Origin of the sequence: Micromonospora sp. CPCC 206061, assembly GCF_036906915.1 — a bacterium.
In the GTDB taxonomy this organism is placed as follows: domain Bacteria; phylum Actinomycetota; class Actinomycetes; order Mycobacteriales; family Micromonosporaceae; genus Phytohabitans.
The window spans coordinates 313,696-329,446 of record NZ_JBAKHX010000004.1; the positions used below are offsets into that span (position 1 = coordinate 313,696).

Annotated in this window: 19 protein-coding genes and 1 tRNA gene; 9 read left to right on the forward strand and 11 right to left on the reverse strand. The window is 69.7% G+C overall.

The features are described from left to right. Positions 1 to 73: 73 nt before the first annotated feature. Positions 74 to 1,918 (forward strand): NHL domain-containing thioredoxin family protein, encoded by a 1,845-nt coding sequence (locus V6V89_RS05830; RefSeq protein ID WP_334617885.1) that lies wholly within the window; start codon positions 74 to 76, stop codon positions 1,916 to 1,918. Here V6V89_RS05830 and V6V89_RS05835 read toward each other — a convergent pair. The 3 genes from V6V89_RS05835 to V6V89_RS05845 are packed head-to-tail and all read right to left on the reverse strand — an operon-like array spanning position 1,889 to position 4,099. Next, entirely contained in the window at positions 1,889 to 2,662 is a 774-nt protein-coding gene (locus V6V89_RS05835; protein ID WP_334617886.1) for a LamB/YcsF family protein, read from the reverse strand. The genes V6V89_RS05830 and V6V89_RS05835 overlap by 30 nt on opposite strands. Next, complete coding sequence (locus V6V89_RS05840; protein ID WP_334617887.1) at positions 2,646 to 3,491, reverse strand: biotin-dependent carboxyltransferase family protein; 846 nt, start codon at positions 3,489 to 3,491, stop codon at positions 2,646 to 2,648. Before V6V89_RS05840 ends, V6V89_RS05835 begins: the two co-directional genes overlap by 17 nt. Next, positions 3,488 to 4,099 carry a 5-oxoprolinase subunit B family protein gene (locus V6V89_RS05845; RefSeq protein WP_334617888.1) on the reverse strand — a complete coding sequence of 204 codons (612 nt, stop codon included), beginning with the start codon at positions 4,097 to 4,099 and terminating at the stop codon, positions 3,488 to 3,490. Before V6V89_RS05845 ends, V6V89_RS05840 begins: the two co-directional genes overlap by 4 nt. A 131-nt stretch (positions 4,100 to 4,230) precedes the next feature. Here V6V89_RS05845 and trhA point away from each other — a divergent pair, with 131 nt between their 5' ends. Then, positions 4,231 to 4,857 carry a PAQR family membrane homeostasis protein TrhA gene (gene trhA / locus V6V89_RS05850; protein ID WP_442935076.1) on the forward strand — a complete coding sequence of 209 codons (627 nt, stop codon included), beginning with the start codon at positions 4,231 to 4,233 and terminating at the stop codon, positions 4,855 to 4,857. Positions 4,858 to 4,859: 2 nt separating this feature from the next. On the opposite strand, the gene V6V89_RS05855 is transcribed toward trhA, so the two are convergent. Continuing rightward, positions 4,860 to 5,162 (reverse strand): DUF6458 family protein, encoded by a 303-nt coding sequence (locus V6V89_RS05855; protein WP_334617954.1) that lies wholly within the window; start codon positions 5,160 to 5,162, stop codon positions 4,860 to 4,862. A gap of 72 nt (positions 5,163 to 5,234) precedes the next feature. Between V6V89_RS05855 and V6V89_RS05860 the strand changes: the two genes are divergently transcribed. Continuing rightward, positions 5,235 to 5,732, forward strand: a complete 498-nt coding sequence (locus V6V89_RS05860) for a SixA phosphatase family protein (protein WP_334617890.1) — start codon at positions 5,235 to 5,237, stop codon at positions 5,730 to 5,732. 48 nt (positions 5,733 to 5,780) lie between these two features. Here the strand turns inward: V6V89_RS05860 and V6V89_RS05865 are convergent, their stop codons facing one another. The 4 genes from V6V89_RS05865 to V6V89_RS05880 all read right to left on the reverse strand — a co-directional run bounded on the left by V6V89_RS05865 (position 5,781) and on the right by V6V89_RS05880 (position 10,139). Further along, positions 5,781 to 6,062, reverse strand: a complete 282-nt coding sequence (locus tag V6V89_RS05865; RefSeq protein WP_334617892.1) for a DUF6458 family protein — start codon at positions 6,060 to 6,062, stop codon at positions 5,781 to 5,783. Between the two features lie 34 nt (positions 6,063 to 6,096). Next, complete coding sequence (locus V6V89_RS05870; protein ID WP_334617893.1) at positions 6,097 to 8,037, reverse strand: acyl-CoA dehydrogenase; 1,941 nt, start codon at positions 8,035 to 8,037, stop codon at positions 6,097 to 6,099. A gap of 361 nt (positions 8,038 to 8,398) precedes the next feature. After that, entirely contained in the window at positions 8,399 to 9,526 is a 1,128-nt protein-coding gene (locus tag V6V89_RS05875) for a PP2C family protein-serine/threonine phosphatase (protein WP_334617894.1), read from the reverse strand. Between the two features lie 67 nt (positions 9,527 to 9,593). Further along, positions 9,594 to 10,139, reverse strand: coding sequence for a septal ring lytic transglycosylase RlpA family protein (locus V6V89_RS05880; protein ID WP_334617895.1), 546 nt, complete (start codon positions 10,137 to 10,139; stop codon positions 9,594 to 9,596). 134 nt (positions 10,140 to 10,273) lie between these two features. Here V6V89_RS05880 and V6V89_RS05885 point away from each other — a divergent pair, with 134 nt between their 5' ends. The 4 genes from V6V89_RS05885 (at position 10,274) to V6V89_RS05900 (ending at position 11,672) form a co-directional block, all read left to right on the forward strand. Beyond that, on the forward strand, positions 10,274 to 10,819 hold the full coding sequence (locus tag V6V89_RS05885; RefSeq protein ID WP_334617896.1) for a phosphoribosyltransferase: 546 nt from the start codon (positions 10,274 to 10,276) through the stop codon (positions 10,817 to 10,819). Positions 10,820 to 11,034: 215 nt separating this feature from the next. Beyond that, positions 11,035 to 11,271, forward strand: a complete 237-nt coding sequence (locus V6V89_RS05890) for a hypothetical protein (RefSeq protein ID WP_334617897.1) — start codon at positions 11,035 to 11,037, stop codon at positions 11,269 to 11,271. Beyond that, entirely contained in the window at positions 11,268 to 11,402 is a 135-nt protein-coding gene (locus tag V6V89_RS05895; RefSeq protein ID WP_334617898.1) for a hypothetical protein, read from the forward strand. The genes V6V89_RS05890 and V6V89_RS05895 overlap by 4 nt, the downstream gene beginning before the upstream one ends. Before the next feature lie 6 nt (positions 11,403 to 11,408). Further along, a complete protein-coding gene (locus V6V89_RS05900; RefSeq protein WP_334617955.1) occupies positions 11,409 to 11,672 on the forward strand; it encodes a PIN domain-containing protein in 264 nt (87 codons plus the stop codon). A gap of 482 nt (positions 11,673 to 12,154) precedes the next feature. Here the strand turns inward: V6V89_RS05900 and V6V89_RS05905 are convergent. Then, positions 12,155 to 12,228, reverse strand: a tRNA-Gly gene (locus tag V6V89_RS05905). Between the two features lie 319 nt (positions 12,229 to 12,547). On the opposite strand from V6V89_RS05905, the gene V6V89_RS05910 reads away from it, so the two are divergent. Then, the gene (locus tag V6V89_RS05910) at positions 12,548 to 13,486 is read left to right on the forward strand and encodes a zinc metalloprotease (RefSeq protein WP_334617899.1); all 939 of its coding nucleotides are present in this window, start codon (positions 12,548 to 12,550) and stop codon (positions 13,484 to 13,486) included. Here the strand turns inward: V6V89_RS05910 and V6V89_RS05915 are convergent. Then, entirely contained in the window at positions 13,428 to 14,015 is a 588-nt protein-coding gene (locus V6V89_RS05915) for a pyridoxamine 5'-phosphate oxidase family protein (protein ID WP_334617900.1), read from the reverse strand. The two genes, V6V89_RS05910 and V6V89_RS05915, sit on opposite strands and share 59 nt — an antisense overlap. 54 nt (positions 14,016 to 14,069) lie before the next feature. Here V6V89_RS05915 and dcd point away from each other — a divergent pair, with 54 nt between their 5' ends. Next, on the forward strand, positions 14,070 to 14,648 hold the full coding sequence (gene dcd / locus V6V89_RS05920) for a dCTP deaminase (RefSeq protein WP_334617901.1): 579 nt from the start codon (positions 14,070 to 14,072) through the stop codon (positions 14,646 to 14,648). A gap of 126 nt (positions 14,649 to 14,774) precedes the next feature. On the opposite strand, the gene V6V89_RS05925 is transcribed toward dcd, so the two are convergent. Next, a complete protein-coding gene (locus V6V89_RS05925) occupies positions 14,775 to 15,746 on the reverse strand; it encodes a C40 family peptidase (protein WP_334617902.1) in 972 nt (323 codons plus the stop codon). Between the last annotated feature and the right edge of the window lie 5 nt (positions 15,747 to 15,751).

Genomic DNA, 15,751 nt, shown 5'->3' on the forward strand with positions numbered 1-15,751 from the left:
GCAAAGGCGCACCCGCCTTTGCCCTCGATCCACGCAAAGCGCTGCTTCCCCATGCATAGGGAACAATGGTCCGATGGCATCACCACGATCCCGGGTCCGAGCACCTGAGCTGCGTGGACGCGGCTGGCTGAACACTGGCGGCAAGGAGCTGACCCTCGCCGACCTCCGCGGGCGGATCACGATCCTCGACTTCTGGACGTTTTGCTGCATCAACTGCCTGCACGTGCTCGACGAGCTGCGTCCGCTGGAAGACAAGTACGGCGACGTGCTCGTCGTGATCGGGGTGCACTCGCCGAAGTTCGAGCACGAGCGGGACGCCGCCGCGCTGGCCGCGGCCGTCGAGCGGTACGGGGTGGCGCACCCGGTGCTCGACGACCCGGATCTGGTGACGTGGCAGCAGTACGCCGCCAAGGCGTGGCCGACGCTCGCGGTGATCGACCCGGAAGGTTACGTCGTCGCCTCGATGGCCGGTGAGGGTCACGCCGAAGGGCTGAGCCGGCTGATCGACGAGCTGATCGCCACCCACGATGCCAAGGGCACGCTGCACCGTGGCGACGGCCCGTACGTGCCGCCCGCCGACGCGCAGACAGCGCTGCGCTTCCCGGGTAAGGCCATGCGGCTGTCGAGCGGCAACCTGCTGGTGTCCGACTCGGCGCGGCACTCGCTGGTCGAGTTGGCGGCGGACGGCGAGACGGTGGTGCGCCGGATCGGTTCCGGGGAGCGGGGCCGGGCGGACGGTCCCGCCGGCGGCGCGAGCTTCTCCGAGCCGCAGGGCCTGTGCCTGCTACCCCCGCACGAGGCGGACATCGCCGGGTACGACGTGGTTGTCGCCGACACCGTCAACCACCTGTTGCGCGGAGTGCGGCTGGACACCGGCGAGGTGACCACGATAGCCGGCAGTGGCCGCCCGTGGCGGTCCACAGTAGACGACCACGCGCACGACGCGCTGGCCGCCGACCTGTCGTCCCCCTGGGACGTGGCCTGGTACGACGGCCGCGTCATCGTCGCGATGGCAGGCATCCACCAGCTCTGGTGGTTCGACCCGATCAAGCGGACCGTGGGCGTGTACGCCGGCACCACCGTCGAGGCACTGCGCGACGGGCCGTTGCCTGACGTGTGGCTGGCGCAGCCGTCCGGCCTCTCCGTCTCATCTGACGGCACTCGACTGTGGCTGGCCGACAGCGAGACCTCCGCGCTGCGCTACGTGAAAGGCGGCGCGCTGCACACCGCGGTGGGGCAGGGCCTGTTCGACTTCGGGCACGTGGACGGGCCAGCCGCCGAGGCGCTGCTCCAGCACCCGCTGGGCGTCTGCGCCCTGCCCGACGGCTCGGCGCTGGTCGCCGACACCTACAACGGGGCCGTGCGGCGGTACGACCCGGAGACCGCACGGGTGTCCACTGTGGCGAGTGGGCTGGCCGAGCCCAGCGACGTGGTGCTGGACGCCGACGGCGGCGTGATCGTGGTGGAGTCGGCCGCGCACCGGCTGGTCCGGTTGGCGCCGGGCGCGGTGTCGTCGTCCGGGGCGGTCACGGTAGCCGGCGAGCGGCACCGCACCGAGCGGCCGCCAACCGACCTGGCGCCCGGCGAGGTGACCCTGGAGGTCGTGTTCACGCCGCCGCCGGGGCAGAAGCTCGACGAGTCGTTCGGCCCGTCGACCCGGCTGGTGGTGTCGGCCTCGCCGCCTGAGCTGCTGCTGGACGGCGCGGGCACCACCACCGGCCTGCGCCGCACGCTGGTGCTCAACGAGGCGGTTCCGACCGGCGTGCTCCAGGTGGTCGCCCAGGCGGCCACGTGCGACGCCGAGGCCGAGCACGCCGCCTGCCACCTGACCCGCCAGGACTGGGGCGTCCCCGTACGCGTCATCGAGGGCGCCGCAGCTCGCCTCCCCCTAATCCTGAGGGGCCTCGACACCCCGTGAGAAGGGCGTGACCGCGACGCCCGCCGCGGCCAGAGCGGATCGCACGTGGCGGGCCAGGTCTACCGCACCTGGGGTGTCGCCGTGGAGGCAGATGGACTCGACCGGTAGGCGGAGGACCGTGCCGTCTACCGCGACGACCTCGGAGGCGGTCGCCATCCGGACCACGCGCTCGGCCACCTCGTCCGGTGACGTGACCAATGCGCCCGGCGCCGACCGGGGCACCAGCGTGCCCGCGGACTGGTAGCCGCGATCGGCGAAGCCCTCCCCGACCGCGCGCAGCCCCGCGCCGGCCGCGAGTTGGGCCAGCACCGAACCGGGCGGGCACAGCACCGGTAGCGACCGGTCGTAGTCGACGACAGCCGCCACCACCGCGGCGGCCTGCACCTCATCCACCGCGGCGACGTTGTAGAGCGCTCCGTGCGGCTTCACATATCGCACCCGGGAGCCGGCGACGCGGCAGAACCCGTCCAGCGCCCCGATCTGGTAGAGCACGTCGTCGCGCAGGTCGCCGAACGCGTACTCGATGCGCCGGCGCCCGAAGCCCGCGAGGTCGCGGTAGCCGACCTGCGCCCCCACCGCTACGCCGCGGGCGGCCGCCTCCGCGCACACCCGGCGCATGGCTGGCGGGTCGCCGGCGTGGAAGCCGCAGGCGACGTTCGCCGAGGTCACCACCGAGAGCAGGGCCTCGTCGTCGCCGAGCCGCCAGACGCCGAAGCCCTCGCCGAGGTCAGCGTTCAGATCCATGGAACCTCACCGTAGTACCGGGAGCGGCCTGCGCGAGGGGCGAAACATCGTCCACGACGGCGATGACCGGGTAACCCCCGGTAGTCGGGTGATCTGCCAGAAAGATCAACGGCTGGCCGCTGGCCGGTACCTGCACGGCGCCGAGCACCACGCCCTCGCTGGGCAGCTCGCCCTCGCGAGCGCGGGGCAGGGTCGCGCCCGCCAGTCGCGCTCCGACCCGGTTGCTCACCGCGCTGACCGTGTACTGAGTGCCAAGCAGCGCCTCGACGGCGCCCGATGTGAACCAGTCCCGCCGCGGCCCCAGCCGCACCCGAAGATCCAGCGCGGCGGGAGGCGGCAGCCACGGCACGAAGTCCACGGTGGAGGGTGCGGCCGCCGGGCCGACCGGAAGCACGTCGCCGTCCCGCAACGGCGCTGGCCCGAGCCCGGAGAGCGTGTCGGTCGACCGGCTGCCCAGCACCGGCGGCACCGCGATCCCGCCCGCCACGGCCAGGTAGGACCGGACGCCGTACTCGGCCCGCCCCACGTTCACCACCGCTCCGGCAGGCGCCGCCAGCGGTACCCCATAACCAGCTGGACGCCCCGCGACGGTGACCCGCGCGAACGCTCCCGTGAGCGCCACCGTGCCGGCCGCCCGGAGCCGCACGGCGCAGCCGGCGGCGGTGATCTCCAGCCCGGCGGCGTGTTCGGCGTTGCCGACCAGCCGGTTGGCCAGGCGTAGCGCGGGCGCGTCGAGGGCGCCGGAGCGTGGCACGCCGAGGTGCGCCCAGCCGGGGCGGCCGAGATCCTGCACGGTGGTCAGCGGCCCGGCGCGCAGGATGTCGATCACGCGGGCACCAGCCGCACGCGAGTGCCGGGGACGAGCAGCGCGGGCGGGTCGCGGTCGACGTCGAAGAGCACCTGCTCGGTGCGGCCGATGAGGCGCCAGCCGCCGGGCGAGGATGTCGGGTAGATCCCGGCGTACTCCCCAGCCAGTCCCACCGAGCCGGCCGGCACCTTGGGACGCGGGTCGGACAGCCGGGGCACCGCCCAATCGGCGGGCAGCCCGGCGAGGTACGCGAACCCGGGAGAGAAGCCGCAGAACGCCACCCGAAGCTCGGTGCTCGCGATGCGGTCGACGGCGTCCTCGGCGGACAGCCCCCATTGTTCGGCGACCCACGGCAGGTCGCTTCCGTCGTACACGACCGGGATGGTGACCTGCGGCCCGCCCGCCGAGGCGGTGGCAGCGGGTGGCGGCCACTGCGCGATCCGGCGCGCGGTCTCGGCGGGATCGGTGACGCCGTCCAGCAGCACGGTGCGGGCGCCCGGCACGATTTCAATCGCCGACAGCTCGCCGCGTTCCCGGCGCCGCCACAGCTCGGCTCGCCACGCTTCGACGTGCTCCCCGTCGGCGCACTCGATCAATAAAGCGGCCCGGCCCACCTCGGTCATCCGCATGCCCGTCATCTTGGCATCAGCGAATATCGGCAAGCTCACTACCCACAAGTAACCTACGGTGTCGTAACCTAGTTTGCGTGACCGCCGACGTGCCCGTTCGCCTCAAGCCTGTCGACCTCGGCAAGCCGCGGATGCGCGGCTGGCTGCACGCGTACGCATTCTTCGTGGCCGCTGCCTGCGGCATCGTGCTGACCTCGATCGCCGCGACCCGCCCGGGCATCGCGCCGCTCGTGAGCTGCGCCATCTACAGCCTGACGGTGTGCGGGCTGTTCGGCACCAGCGCGCTCTACCACCGGAGGGTCTGGTCTCCTCGCGGGTACGCGATCATGCGGCGCCTCGACCACTCCATGATCTTCGTGTTCATCGCCGGCACCTACACGCCGTTCTGCGCGCTGCTCCTGCCGACGCGGCTCGCCAGCATGCTGCTCGCCACCGTCTGGATCGGAGCGGTCATCGGGGTGGCGCTGAAGCTGGTCTGGCCGCACGCGCCGCGGTGGGCGTCCGCGCCGCTCTACATAGGGCTCGGCTGGGTCGCCGTCGCCGTACTGCCCGACATCTACCGCAACGGCGGTGGCGCGGCGCTCGTCCTGCTGGTGGTGGGCGGCGTGACGTACACGCTCGGGGCCATCTTCTACGCGCTGCGCCGCCCGAACCCGTGGCCGGAGGTGTTCGGGCACCACGAGTTCTTCCACGCCAGCACGCTGGTCGCCGCGATCGCCCACCACATCGGGATCTACTTCGCCCTGTTCGCTTCGTAGGTCTATTCGTACAGCCGACCCGTCGGGCGGCGCACCACCCGGCGCTCCTCGATCCGGGTCGCGTCCGCCGGCGGGACGACCTGGCGGTCCTCGACGACGCGGTCCTGCACGACGGTGGCCGGTGGGGTCACGACGGCGCGGCGGCGGTTCTGCCAGAACCACAGGGTCAGGATCAAACCGAAAATGCCCGCCAGCATGAGGACCCAGCCGACGACGTTGATGTCGAGCCAACCCAGATCGAACTCGACGGCGAACGCGAAGATCGCACCCAAGGCGATAAGAAAGATGCTCCCGCCGATACCCATGTCGTCCTCCTTGACTGGTGTCGCAATCTGCTTACCCACGGGTTTTGCTCCTCAATCAGGCAAGCTGTGGGCATGACGGAACGCACCATCGTGCTGTTGCGCCACGCCAAGGCCGACCGCCCCAACCACACCGCCGACGTCGACCGGCCACTCACCGCCCGCGGGCACGCGGACGCCAACGCGGCGGGCGCCTGGCTCTTCAACCGCCGGCTCCTGCCCGACCTGGTGATCTGCTCACCGTCCAAGCGCACCCGGCAGACGTGGCACGGCGTGGCGGTGGCCCTCGGCGACACCTCACCCGAAGTGCGGTACGAGGGGCGCGCCTACGACGGGCGCGCGGCTGACCTGCTCGACCTGATCCGCGCCGCCGACGACGGCGTTTCGACCGTATTGGTGATCGGGCACAACCCGACGGTGTCGCAGCTGTCCGAACTGCTGGACCCCGGCGCGGACACCGACTCTGACGGGTTGCGCACCAGCGGGCTGGCGGTTCACCGGTTCGAGGGATCGTGGGCCGAGTGTGACCCGGGCTCAGCCCCCCTCACGAGCACCCACACCGCCCGAGGCTGAGCGTCACGCCGAAGTCCTATGCCTCGCTGTTCGCGCGCCCTGTAGCGCTCACAGGGGCGGCGGCGGGAGCGGTGGCTCCGGCGGCGTCGGGCGATTCGCGATCGGGTCGGGCGGTGTCGGGAGGCGGCTCTCCTGAGCCGTGGGCGGCACGACCGCCGCCGAAGTCCTGCGCCGCTGCCAATACCAGAGCGTGACGAGCAACACCGTCGCGCCGGCCAGCATGAGCACGGCACCGACGACATCGAGGTCGAGCCACCAGGGCTCGACCTCGAAGGCGAACGTCATGACCGCGCCGAGCGCGATCAAAAAGATGCCGCCACCGATGCCCACGGTCCCATTAGAACCCCGGACGGGCGGCTTCGCATCAGAAGGCGTCCTCCGCCAGATCCATCACGTCCAGGGTGCTGGACTCGATGATCCTGCGGTCGGCGCCGATACGCGGCAACACCTCGTGGGCGAAGAACCGAGCCGCAGCCACCTTGCCCTCGTAGAAGGACTTGTCGGCGGCGGAGGTCTCACCGGCCAGCGCGCGGAGCGCGACCTCGGCCTGGCGCTGCAGCAGCCAGGCGACGACGAGGTCGCCCAGGGCCAGCAGCAGGCGGCGCGAGTTCAGGCCGATCTTGTACAGCGCCCGCGGGTCGTCGCCCTGGGCCTCGCCGAGCCAGCCGGTCATCACGCCAAGGATCTGCTGCACCTCGGCGAGCGCCTTGCCCAGCGCGAGGCGCTCCTCCTTGAGCTGGCCGTCGAATGCTCCGAGTCGCCCACCCTGCGCTGCGGCGGTTCCGCCGGCTTCACTACCAGCCTGCGCCCGCGACTCGGAGTTTTCGACGCCGCCCTCGGACTCGATGAAGGACTGGATCTCACCGGCCACCGTCATCAGGGCCTTGCCGCCGTCCTTCACGATCTTCCGGAAGAACAGGTCGAGGCTCTGGATCGCGGTCGTGCCCTCGTAGAGGGTGTCGATCTTCGCGTCGCGCACGTACTGCTCGAGCGGGTAGTCCTGCAGGTAGCCGGAGCCGCCGAAGGTCTGCAGCGCCTCGTGACCCAGCAGCTCGTACGCCCGCTCCGAGCCGGCGCCCTTGACGAGCGGCAGCAGCAGGTCGTTGATCCTCTTGGCGCGCTTGACGGTCTGCTCGTCACCGGCCGCCTCGGCGATGATGATCCGGTCCTGCCAGGTGGCCGTGTAGCAGACCAGCGCACGCAGGCCCTCGGCGTACGCCTTCTGCAGCAGCAGCGAACGGCGCACGTCCGGGTGGTGGGTGATGGTGACCCGAGGCGCTGCCTTGTCGGTCATCTGGAGCAGGTCGGCACCCTGGACACGGTTCTTGGCGTACTCGAGCGCGTTCAGGTAGCCGGTGGAGAGGGTGGCGATCGCCTTCGTGCCGACCATCATGCGGGCGTACTCGATGATGAGGAACATCTGCCGGATGCCGTCGTGCACGTCGCCGAGCAGCCATCCCTTGGCCGGTGTGCCGTGCTCGCCGAAGGTGAGCTCGCACGTCGTCGAGACCTTGAGGCCCATCTTGTGCTCGACGTTGGTGGCGAAGACGCCGTTGCGCTCGCCCAGCTCGCCGGTCTTCGGGTCGAAGTGGAACTTCGGCACGACGAAGAGCGACAGGCCCTTCGTGCCCGGGCCGCCGGCACCCTCGACGCCGACGGGGCGCGCGAGCACGTAGTGGATGATGTTCTCCGAGAGGTCGTGCTCGCCGCTCGTGATGAACCGCTTTACGCCCTCGATGTGGTAGCTGCCGTCGGGCTGCGGGATCGCGCGCGTGCGGCCAGCGCCGACGTCGGAGCCCGCGTCGGGCTCGGTCAGGACCATCGTGGACGCCCAGCGCTTCTCGACGAAGAGCCTCGCCCACTCCTGCTGCTCCGGCGTGCCCTCGCGCCACAGCGTGTGCGCGAACGAGGGGCCCGACGCGTACATCCAGATCGGCGCGTTCGAGCCGAGCACCAGGTCGGCGAGTGACCACCACAGCGCGCGGGGAGCGTTGGTGCCGCCGAGCGCCTCGGGCAGGTCGAGCCGCCAGAACTCAGCGTCCATGAACGCGTTGAAGGACTTGCGCAGTTCCTCGGGAACGGTCACCGAGTGGGTGGCCGGATCGAAGACGGGCGGCGTCCGGTCGCCGGCGACGAAGCTCGGCGCCAGGTCTTCCCTGGCCAACCGGTCGACCTCGGAAAGGATGCTCCGCGCGGTGTCCACGTCGAGATCAGCGTACGGCTCCTGGCCGATGATCTGATCCGCACCGAAGACCTCGAAGAGGTTGAACTCCAGGTCCCGGACGTTGCTCTTGTAGTGCGTCATGCTCGCTGGCCCCCGCATCGCTTTCGGGCAGGTGTTACCGGTCAGTAACTTTCATTCTATTACCGGCCAGTAGACAGCGACAAGGTAATCGCGGAAGTGACCGTGACCACAACCCGACGGACAAAGGCCACATAGTCGGTAATCCGGACCAGATCAAGTCGGCACGCCGACAGTTGCCGTCACCGCCATGGACCCCTGTCGTTGGGACCGATGCCCGACCGATCACGGGCCAAGACCGGGGAGGAATCGATGTCACTCGCCACCGTTTTGCACAGGCTCGCCCCCGAACCGCGTATGCCACGCCGCTACATCGGCCGCCACCGCGCGGGCGGAGCGAGCGCCAACAGTGCAGCTGCGTCCCTTACGTATCGGACGCCCCGAGTTCCCAGCTTGGCACCGCGGCCGCGGTGACAGGTCGGGCGCCGGCGTACTCCATCAGCACCAGCGCGATGTCGTCGTCGAGGCGCCCATGCACCCACTCGACCAGCGCCGTCTCCAGGGAGACCAGCCCGTCGCCGACCGTGCCGTGGCCGAGCAACCGCCACGCCCGGTCCGCGATAGGGAAGAACTCCCCTTCCTGGCGCGCCTCGCCCAGACCGTCCGTGAAGAGCAGCAACCGGTCGCCAGGCTCCAACCGCTCCACGCGCGGCCGGACCACCGGCATGAACCCCAGCGGCGGCGCGGGGGCCGGCGGCTCCAGCGGAATCGCCTCACCCCGCCTCAGCAGCAGGGGAGCCGGGTGCCCACAGTTGACGATCGTGAGGGTGCCGCCGCGCTCCTCCACGAGAGCCGCTGTGACGAAGTCTTCGTCGCCGACACTGCGGGCCACCGCCCGGTCCAGGTCGGCCACGATCGCGCGGAGATCGGCCCGCTCGTACGCCACGTGCCGGTACGAACCGAGCACGATGCTGGCCAGACGCACCGCGTCGAGCCCCTTGCCGCGCACGTCTCCGATGATCATGCGAACGCCGTAGGGCGTGTCGAGCGCCTCGTAGAGGTCACCGCCGATGTCGGCCGCGGCGGTCGCCGAGATGTACCGGCCGGCCACAGCCAGCGTGCCGACTTTGGGACCCAGCGGTCGCAGTACCGCCTGCTGTGCCACCGACGCGAGCCGGGACAGCTCCGCGATCCGCTCCGCCTGCCGTTCCCGGATCACCGCGACCGCGGACGCGATGCCCGTCGCCACCGCGATGCCCACGACGATGATCGCGTTGGCCAGCCTGTTCTGCTCACCCATCAGGGCGAACGCGCCGCCCAGCGCCGTCGCCAGCACGCCGATCGCGAGCACGATCCGCCACGACGCGAACGCCGCCGTCAGGAACGGCGCGGCCACGATGAGACCGATATAACGGGCCTCGGAGCCGTCGGCCAACTCGATCGCCGCCACGAGCGCGAGCAGCACGAGGGCCGCGCCGAGACCGGCGCGGGATCCTTGGCTCAGCGGGCGGCGGCCCGGCGGCAGAAAATGTATGGGTACGCCGAACAGCATGCCTGATCGACGGCCACGACTGAACGAAGTTGACCCGTCGTCTGATTCGGATTTGGCCGGGCGGTGGTCACCGGAGGATCTCGTACGCCACCGTGACGTGGCCCAGACCGAGGGGGGCGATCGTCCGGAAGGCCGCCCTCGAAAGATCAATGCATCGGCCGTCAATGTAGGGACCGCGGTCGTTGATCCGGACTACGACCGACTTTCCGTTGGACGGGTTGGTGACCCGCACCCGGGTATCGAACGGCAACGTCTTGTGCGCGGCGGTGAGCGCCTCGGGATCGAACTGCTCGCCGTTCGCGGTGGGTTGCGGCTCGTCGTAGTAAGAGGCCCCGCAGGTGCCCGTCACACCCTTCGGCGTGGGGCTTGGGCTGCTCTTTTCCGCGCCGCGCGCGCTGCCTCGGGAGGCACGCTGTGGCGCCTTGGTCGGTGTTGGGGTTGCCGGTGCGGCGGCGGTGGGTGGGGAAGTCGCCAGCGCCGGCGGGGTTGCTGCCCCGTTCGATGCCGTCAGCTTGGCCGCGCCGAGCCCTCCGCCGACCAGCAGCGAGCCGACGACTGCGGCCACTGCGACGAGGGGAGCACGCCGGGATCTACGGTGATGCCTTCCGGTCACCCGGCGGACCGTAGCGGTTGCCCGGCTTGAGCTGTCAAAGTGATCTATCCCTTTGGTGCGGTTATGTTGGGAAACGTTCATCCGATCGAACGACGCCGTGTGGATCGGTTATGCCATTGGCGGAGGATGGAGTAGTGCACGACGACCTGAAGAAACGCCTGATCGACTCGTTCCGCTGGATCGACGTCGGCCCGGACAGCACCCACCTGGTCAGCGACACCTCCGCCTGGTGGCGCGACCCGGCGACCCTCAACGGCCTCGGCCCCGCGCTCGCCGACCTGTTTCGCGCCGACCGTCCCACCGCCGTCGTCTCCCCCGAGGTCACGGGCTATCTCCTCGGGCCACTGGTAGCCGTTTCGCTGGGTGTCGGCTTCGTGCCCGCGGTCAAGTCGGAGGCAGACCGGCTGATCGCCGAACCGGTGACGTGGGCACGCGCCGGCCGCGACTACCGGGGGCGCAAGCTCGAGTTGGGGGTACGCAGCCGCCACCTCGGCCCAGATGATCGGGTACTGGTGATCGACGATTGGGTCTCGACTGGCGCCCAGGTAAAGGCGCTGTACGACCTGGCACGCACCCTGGGTGCGGTGCCTGTCGGCTGCGCCGCGATCGTGTCGGAGTGCGCGCCCGCGCTGGCCACAAAACTGAAACTCCGCGCCCTCGTGGACGCGGAGTCGCTGTAACGAAAACTGGAGCGGGTGAAGGGAATCGAACCCTCACTGTCAGCTTGGGAATCGTCGGAAACCGGCCCCTGGATGAGGTGACCACCTGGTCGCGGTGGTCCTGGGTGGCCTGGGTTGACCTCGCCTGGCCTGGGCTAATGGCACGCCAATGGCACGGCGCTGATCCGATCGGGTCCGCCACTGGGGGACTGTCGCCAGCCGGCGAAGGTGAGAAGATGGACGAGCGTCCAGCGGCGGAGGTGAGCGTCATGACGTCGAGCAACGCCGAGTGGCTGCCCCAGCGACCGGCCGACGAGGAACACGTTCCGGTGGAGGAGCAGGCTCACCGACAGGGCGTCCGACCGCTCACCTCGGCTGATGAACTGATCGTGCCCGGCATGTTCGAGTCGGACGAGGAGCTGGACGAGTTCCTCGCCGACCTGTACGCGTCCCGCCGGGCCGGCATGGCGTGAGCTTCGTCGTCCTGGACACGGACGTCGCGTCCGCGAGCTTCCTCGGTCGCCTTCCTGATCGCCTGCACGCCTGGCTGGCGACCCGCACGCCCTGCATGACGTTCGTGACCCTTGGTGAGCTGACCAAGTAGACCGCGATCCGAAGCTGGGGACCACAGCGACGTGCGGCGCTCGTGACCTGGCGGCGGCACGTCACGGTCCTGAAGTACGACGAGCGGGTCGCCACAACCTGGGGTGACCTTCAGGCGCGCGCTCAACTCCGCGGTCGTCCCCGGCCGGTAAACGACACCTGGATCGCCGCCTGTTGTCTGGCGGAGGGCCTGCCTCTGGCCACCTTCAACACCAAGGACTTCGCCGACTTCGCGGCATATGACGGTCTCCAGCTCGTCGACGTGGCGTAGCCACGTACACGCCTCCCGCCTGTCCGTCCCGTGTGCCGTCGACCCACCCACCAGGGAGCGGGCCGGCACCGGGGCCGCCACGACGTAAGACCGCGACTGACCCGACCAACGCTGGCGGTCCCGGTGCCGGTCTGCTCGGCTATGCCTGGGGCGTCGGTCCGCGGGACGGACAGGACCTCGCCGCCGAGGTCGACGACGATACTGAGGCGTTCGTGTTCACGACGGAGATCGGGCGGCCGATCTGGCGGGCAACCTCGCCGGGCCGAGCGGAAGAAGTCGAAGAAGGCCACCCGGAAGGCGGAAAGAAGGGCGCGAGCAAGAGGAAGGAGGCGGCATCCGGCCCGACGATGCGGACGACGGCGCGACCGGTGTGCTCGCGGTGCACCGGAGCTAATGGCACGTCAATGGCAACGTATCGTGATCGTAGATCTTGGAACATCGAAGGCTCTGGCTGACCGACGTCCTGACCAGGGCCTTCATGGTGGAGCGGGTGAAGGGAATCGAACCCTCACTGTCAGCTTGGGAAGCTGATGTTCTGCCATTGAACTACACCCGCAAGCGGACACCACTGTACCTGGTTGGTCAACCGACCCGCACGCAGGTTGCCGCGCGGCGAGCCACCCGCGCCCACGCCAGCTTCGGACGCCACAAGGGGCGTTCCAGTGGGGGGCGATCAAGGGAGATTGCGTCGATCAAGGGCGTATGCACGTGGTTTTGAGATCAAAGCAAGTGCATTCGCCCTTGATCGGCGGGGAGACTCGGCGGGGAGGCGGGTGGGTGGGGAGGCGGGGAGGCGGGGTGGGTGGGTGGGTGGGTGGATGGGTGGGTGATGGCGGAGGATTGGTCATTGATTGATGTGAGTATATAGTCGGCAAATGCCGCTACATCGATCTTCGCCGATCTGGGCTGGGCTTGCGGCCTTCGCCCTGCTCGTCAGTGCCGGACCACCAACCTCTGCCGAGGCCGGCACGGCCGGGAGCGGGACGTGTGGCCAGAGCGGCGACGCGCGGATCAGGCCGGGCACGCCTGGTGCGCAGGATCCCAATGATCTGGCGCCTGGGCAGGTGGCCGAGCGGGAGCGAGAGCTGATCGCCAGACTGGAGGAGCGGGCCAAGTCGGGCAAGGCCCTCACCTTCGCGACGGTGACGGTGCCGACCGTGGTGCATGTGATCTCCAGCGACAGCACGCGTGCCGGCGGCAGTGTGCCGGATTCGATGGTCCAGCAGCAGATCCAGGTGCTCAACGACGCGTACTCCGGGGCGACGGGTGGGGCGGAGACGGCGTTCGCGTTCGAGTTGATGGAGATCAATCGGGTGGTCAACCCGGCGTGGTACCCGATCGTGTATGAGTCGACCGCCGAGTTCGAGATGAAGAGCGCGCTGCGACAGGGCGGGATGGAGACGCTCAACATCTACACGGGCGACCTGAGCGACAGCCTGCTCGGCTGGGCGACGTATCCGCAGGCGGCCCCGCACCCGAGCGATGGTGTCGTGCTGCTCGCCGAGTCGCTGCCGGGTGGCACCGCGGGGATCTACGCGGAGGGCGACACCGCCACCCACGAGATCGGGCACTGGCTGAACCTGTACCACACCTTCGAGGACGGGTGCGCGGGCGGCGACCAGGTGGCCGACACGCCAGCGGAGGCCACGTGGGCGTCGAATTGCCCCGTCGGGCGGGACACGTGTGTGGACGATCCAGGTGAGGATCCGATCCACAACTTCATGGACTACACGGCGGACTCGTGCATGTTCGAATTCACACCGGGTCAGGCGACCCGCATGTCGAGTGCATGGGCTGCTTATCGCGCAGCGTAGCCGTCGGCGCGTTGCGGCGGTGGCGGCCTCGGCCTCGGGGCGTCGGTGGCACGACGCCGTCCGGGTCGAGCCAGACCTGGACGGCCGGGCGCTCGACCGGCTCGGCGAACGGAGTGGCGCCGTTACGGCCGTGGCGAGCCAGCATGGCGACGTCGACCGTGAACTCGAACAGCCGCCAGTCGACGTGCGAGGCGGCGCGCAGGTGGTCGGCCAGGCGGGCGACCTTGGCCCGGTCGGTGACGACGCGGGCGCGGCCGGCCAGGTAGGCCTCGTCGTCGCTGTCTTCAGGCGGGAACGAATGCAGTGCGTATCGCCCGTCGCGCTCCAGGTCACGCCGCTTCGGCGAGTCGATCACGAAGCAGTACAGGCCGTCGTCGGTGATCACGGGGGACACCGGGTGCACCCGTGGCCCGCCATCGGATCGGACGGTGGCCAGGTAGCCCAGGCCAGGACCGTACTGCTGCATGAGAGCGCGGATCGAGTCGGCCAGGCGGGGCTCGTCGGCGACGAATTCGGACCAGGATGCCATGCCACCATTGTATCGAACATATGTTCGATCAAGGTAGTCCCCTATGGTGTGTCAATGCTGCTCTCCGACCGTGACCTCGTCTCCGAGATCAAGGCGGGCAAGCTCGCGCTCGAACCGTTCGAGCCGGCGCTGATCCAGCCGTCCAGCATCGACGTGCGCCTCGACCGCCACTTCCGGGTGTTCAACAACCACCTATACACCCACATCGACCCGTCGGTGCAGCAGGACGACCTCACCTCGGAGGTGGAGGTGCCGGACGGCGAGCCGTTCGTGTTGCACCCCGGCGAGTTCGTGCTCGCGTCGACGCTCGAGGTCATCTCGCTGGGCGACCAGCTCGCCGGCCGCCTGGAGGGCAAGTCCAGCCTCGGCCGGCTGGGGCTGCTCACCCACTCGACGGCCGGCTTCATCGACCCGGGCTTCTCCGGTCACGTGACGCTGGAGCTATCCAACGTCGCCAACCTGCCGATCACACTCTGGCCCGGCATGAAGATCGGCCAGCTCTGCATCTTCCGGCTCTCGTCGCCGTCGGAGCACCCGTACGGTGCCGAGGTGTACGGATCGCGCTACCAGGGGCAGCGCGGGCCGACCCCGAGCCGGTCGTGGCGGAGCTGGCGGGTCTGGCCGACCCGGTAGTACGCCACCCCCGCAAAGCGGAAAGAGGGGCGCCCTCCCATCCCGGATGGATGGGAGGGCGCCTCTACTGGCCGGGGCGGTCGCGTGACGGGGGAACACGCGACGGCGCGGCCACGGGGTGCGATGTCAGCCAGGGCGACCGAAGCTGTGTACCGGCGCGGCGTCGAGCTTGCGCATCCGGATCGGCTCACCCGTGCGGGAGGCGTGCACGATCCATCCACCCCCGACGTACATGCCGACGTGGTGCAGGTCGCTGTAGTAGAAGACGAGGTCGCCGGCTCGTAGGTTGCTTCGGCTCACGTCGTCGGTCGCGCGCCGCTGCGCAGCGGCGTTGTGCGGCAGCGAGACGCCAGCCTTCGCCCACGCCGCGGAGGTCAGGCCGGAGCAGTCGAAGGTGCCGGGGCCGCCGGAACCGTACTGGTACATCTTGCCGATCTGAGCGCAGGCGAACTTGACCGCCGTGCCTGCGGCGCCGCCCGGGTAGGTGTACGGGCAGGGCACAGGCGCGAGCGCGCCTGTGGTGCCACCGCTGCCGTACGCCCTGAGGCGCATGTCTTCCAGCTTCTCGATCTCGCCGTCGATCTGCTTCTTCCGCGCCGCCAGCTCCGCTTCGGTCGTGCTGAGCTGGGCGACGAGCTGGTCGAGGGGCTCCTTCTGCTTGGAGTACTGATTGCGCAGGTCGACCACGGCCTGGATGTCGGCCTGGGAGCGCCGCGCGAACTGGTCGAGCATCACCAGGTGGTCGCCGAAGGTGGTGGGCGAGCCGGTGGTCAGCAGCGCGTTGATCGTCGAGAGGTTGCCGCCCTTGTACTGCTCGGCGGCGAACTCGCCCACGCGCGCCATGGCGACGTCGATCTGCACCTGTAGCGGCTCGATCTTTTTGGTGAGCGCGGCGATCTGCCGCTTCTTCTTGTCAAGGTCGAGTCGGGTGGCGTTGTGCCGCTCGATCACGGGTTCGAGCTGGTTCCAGGCGACATCTATCTGCTTCTCGATTTCCGCGGCGGAAGGCTCGGCCCGAGCCACGGTGCCGCCGCCGAGCACGACGGCGCAGGTGACGAGAATGGTGACGACGGAACGACGTGCGGCATGACGAGCCACCGGAG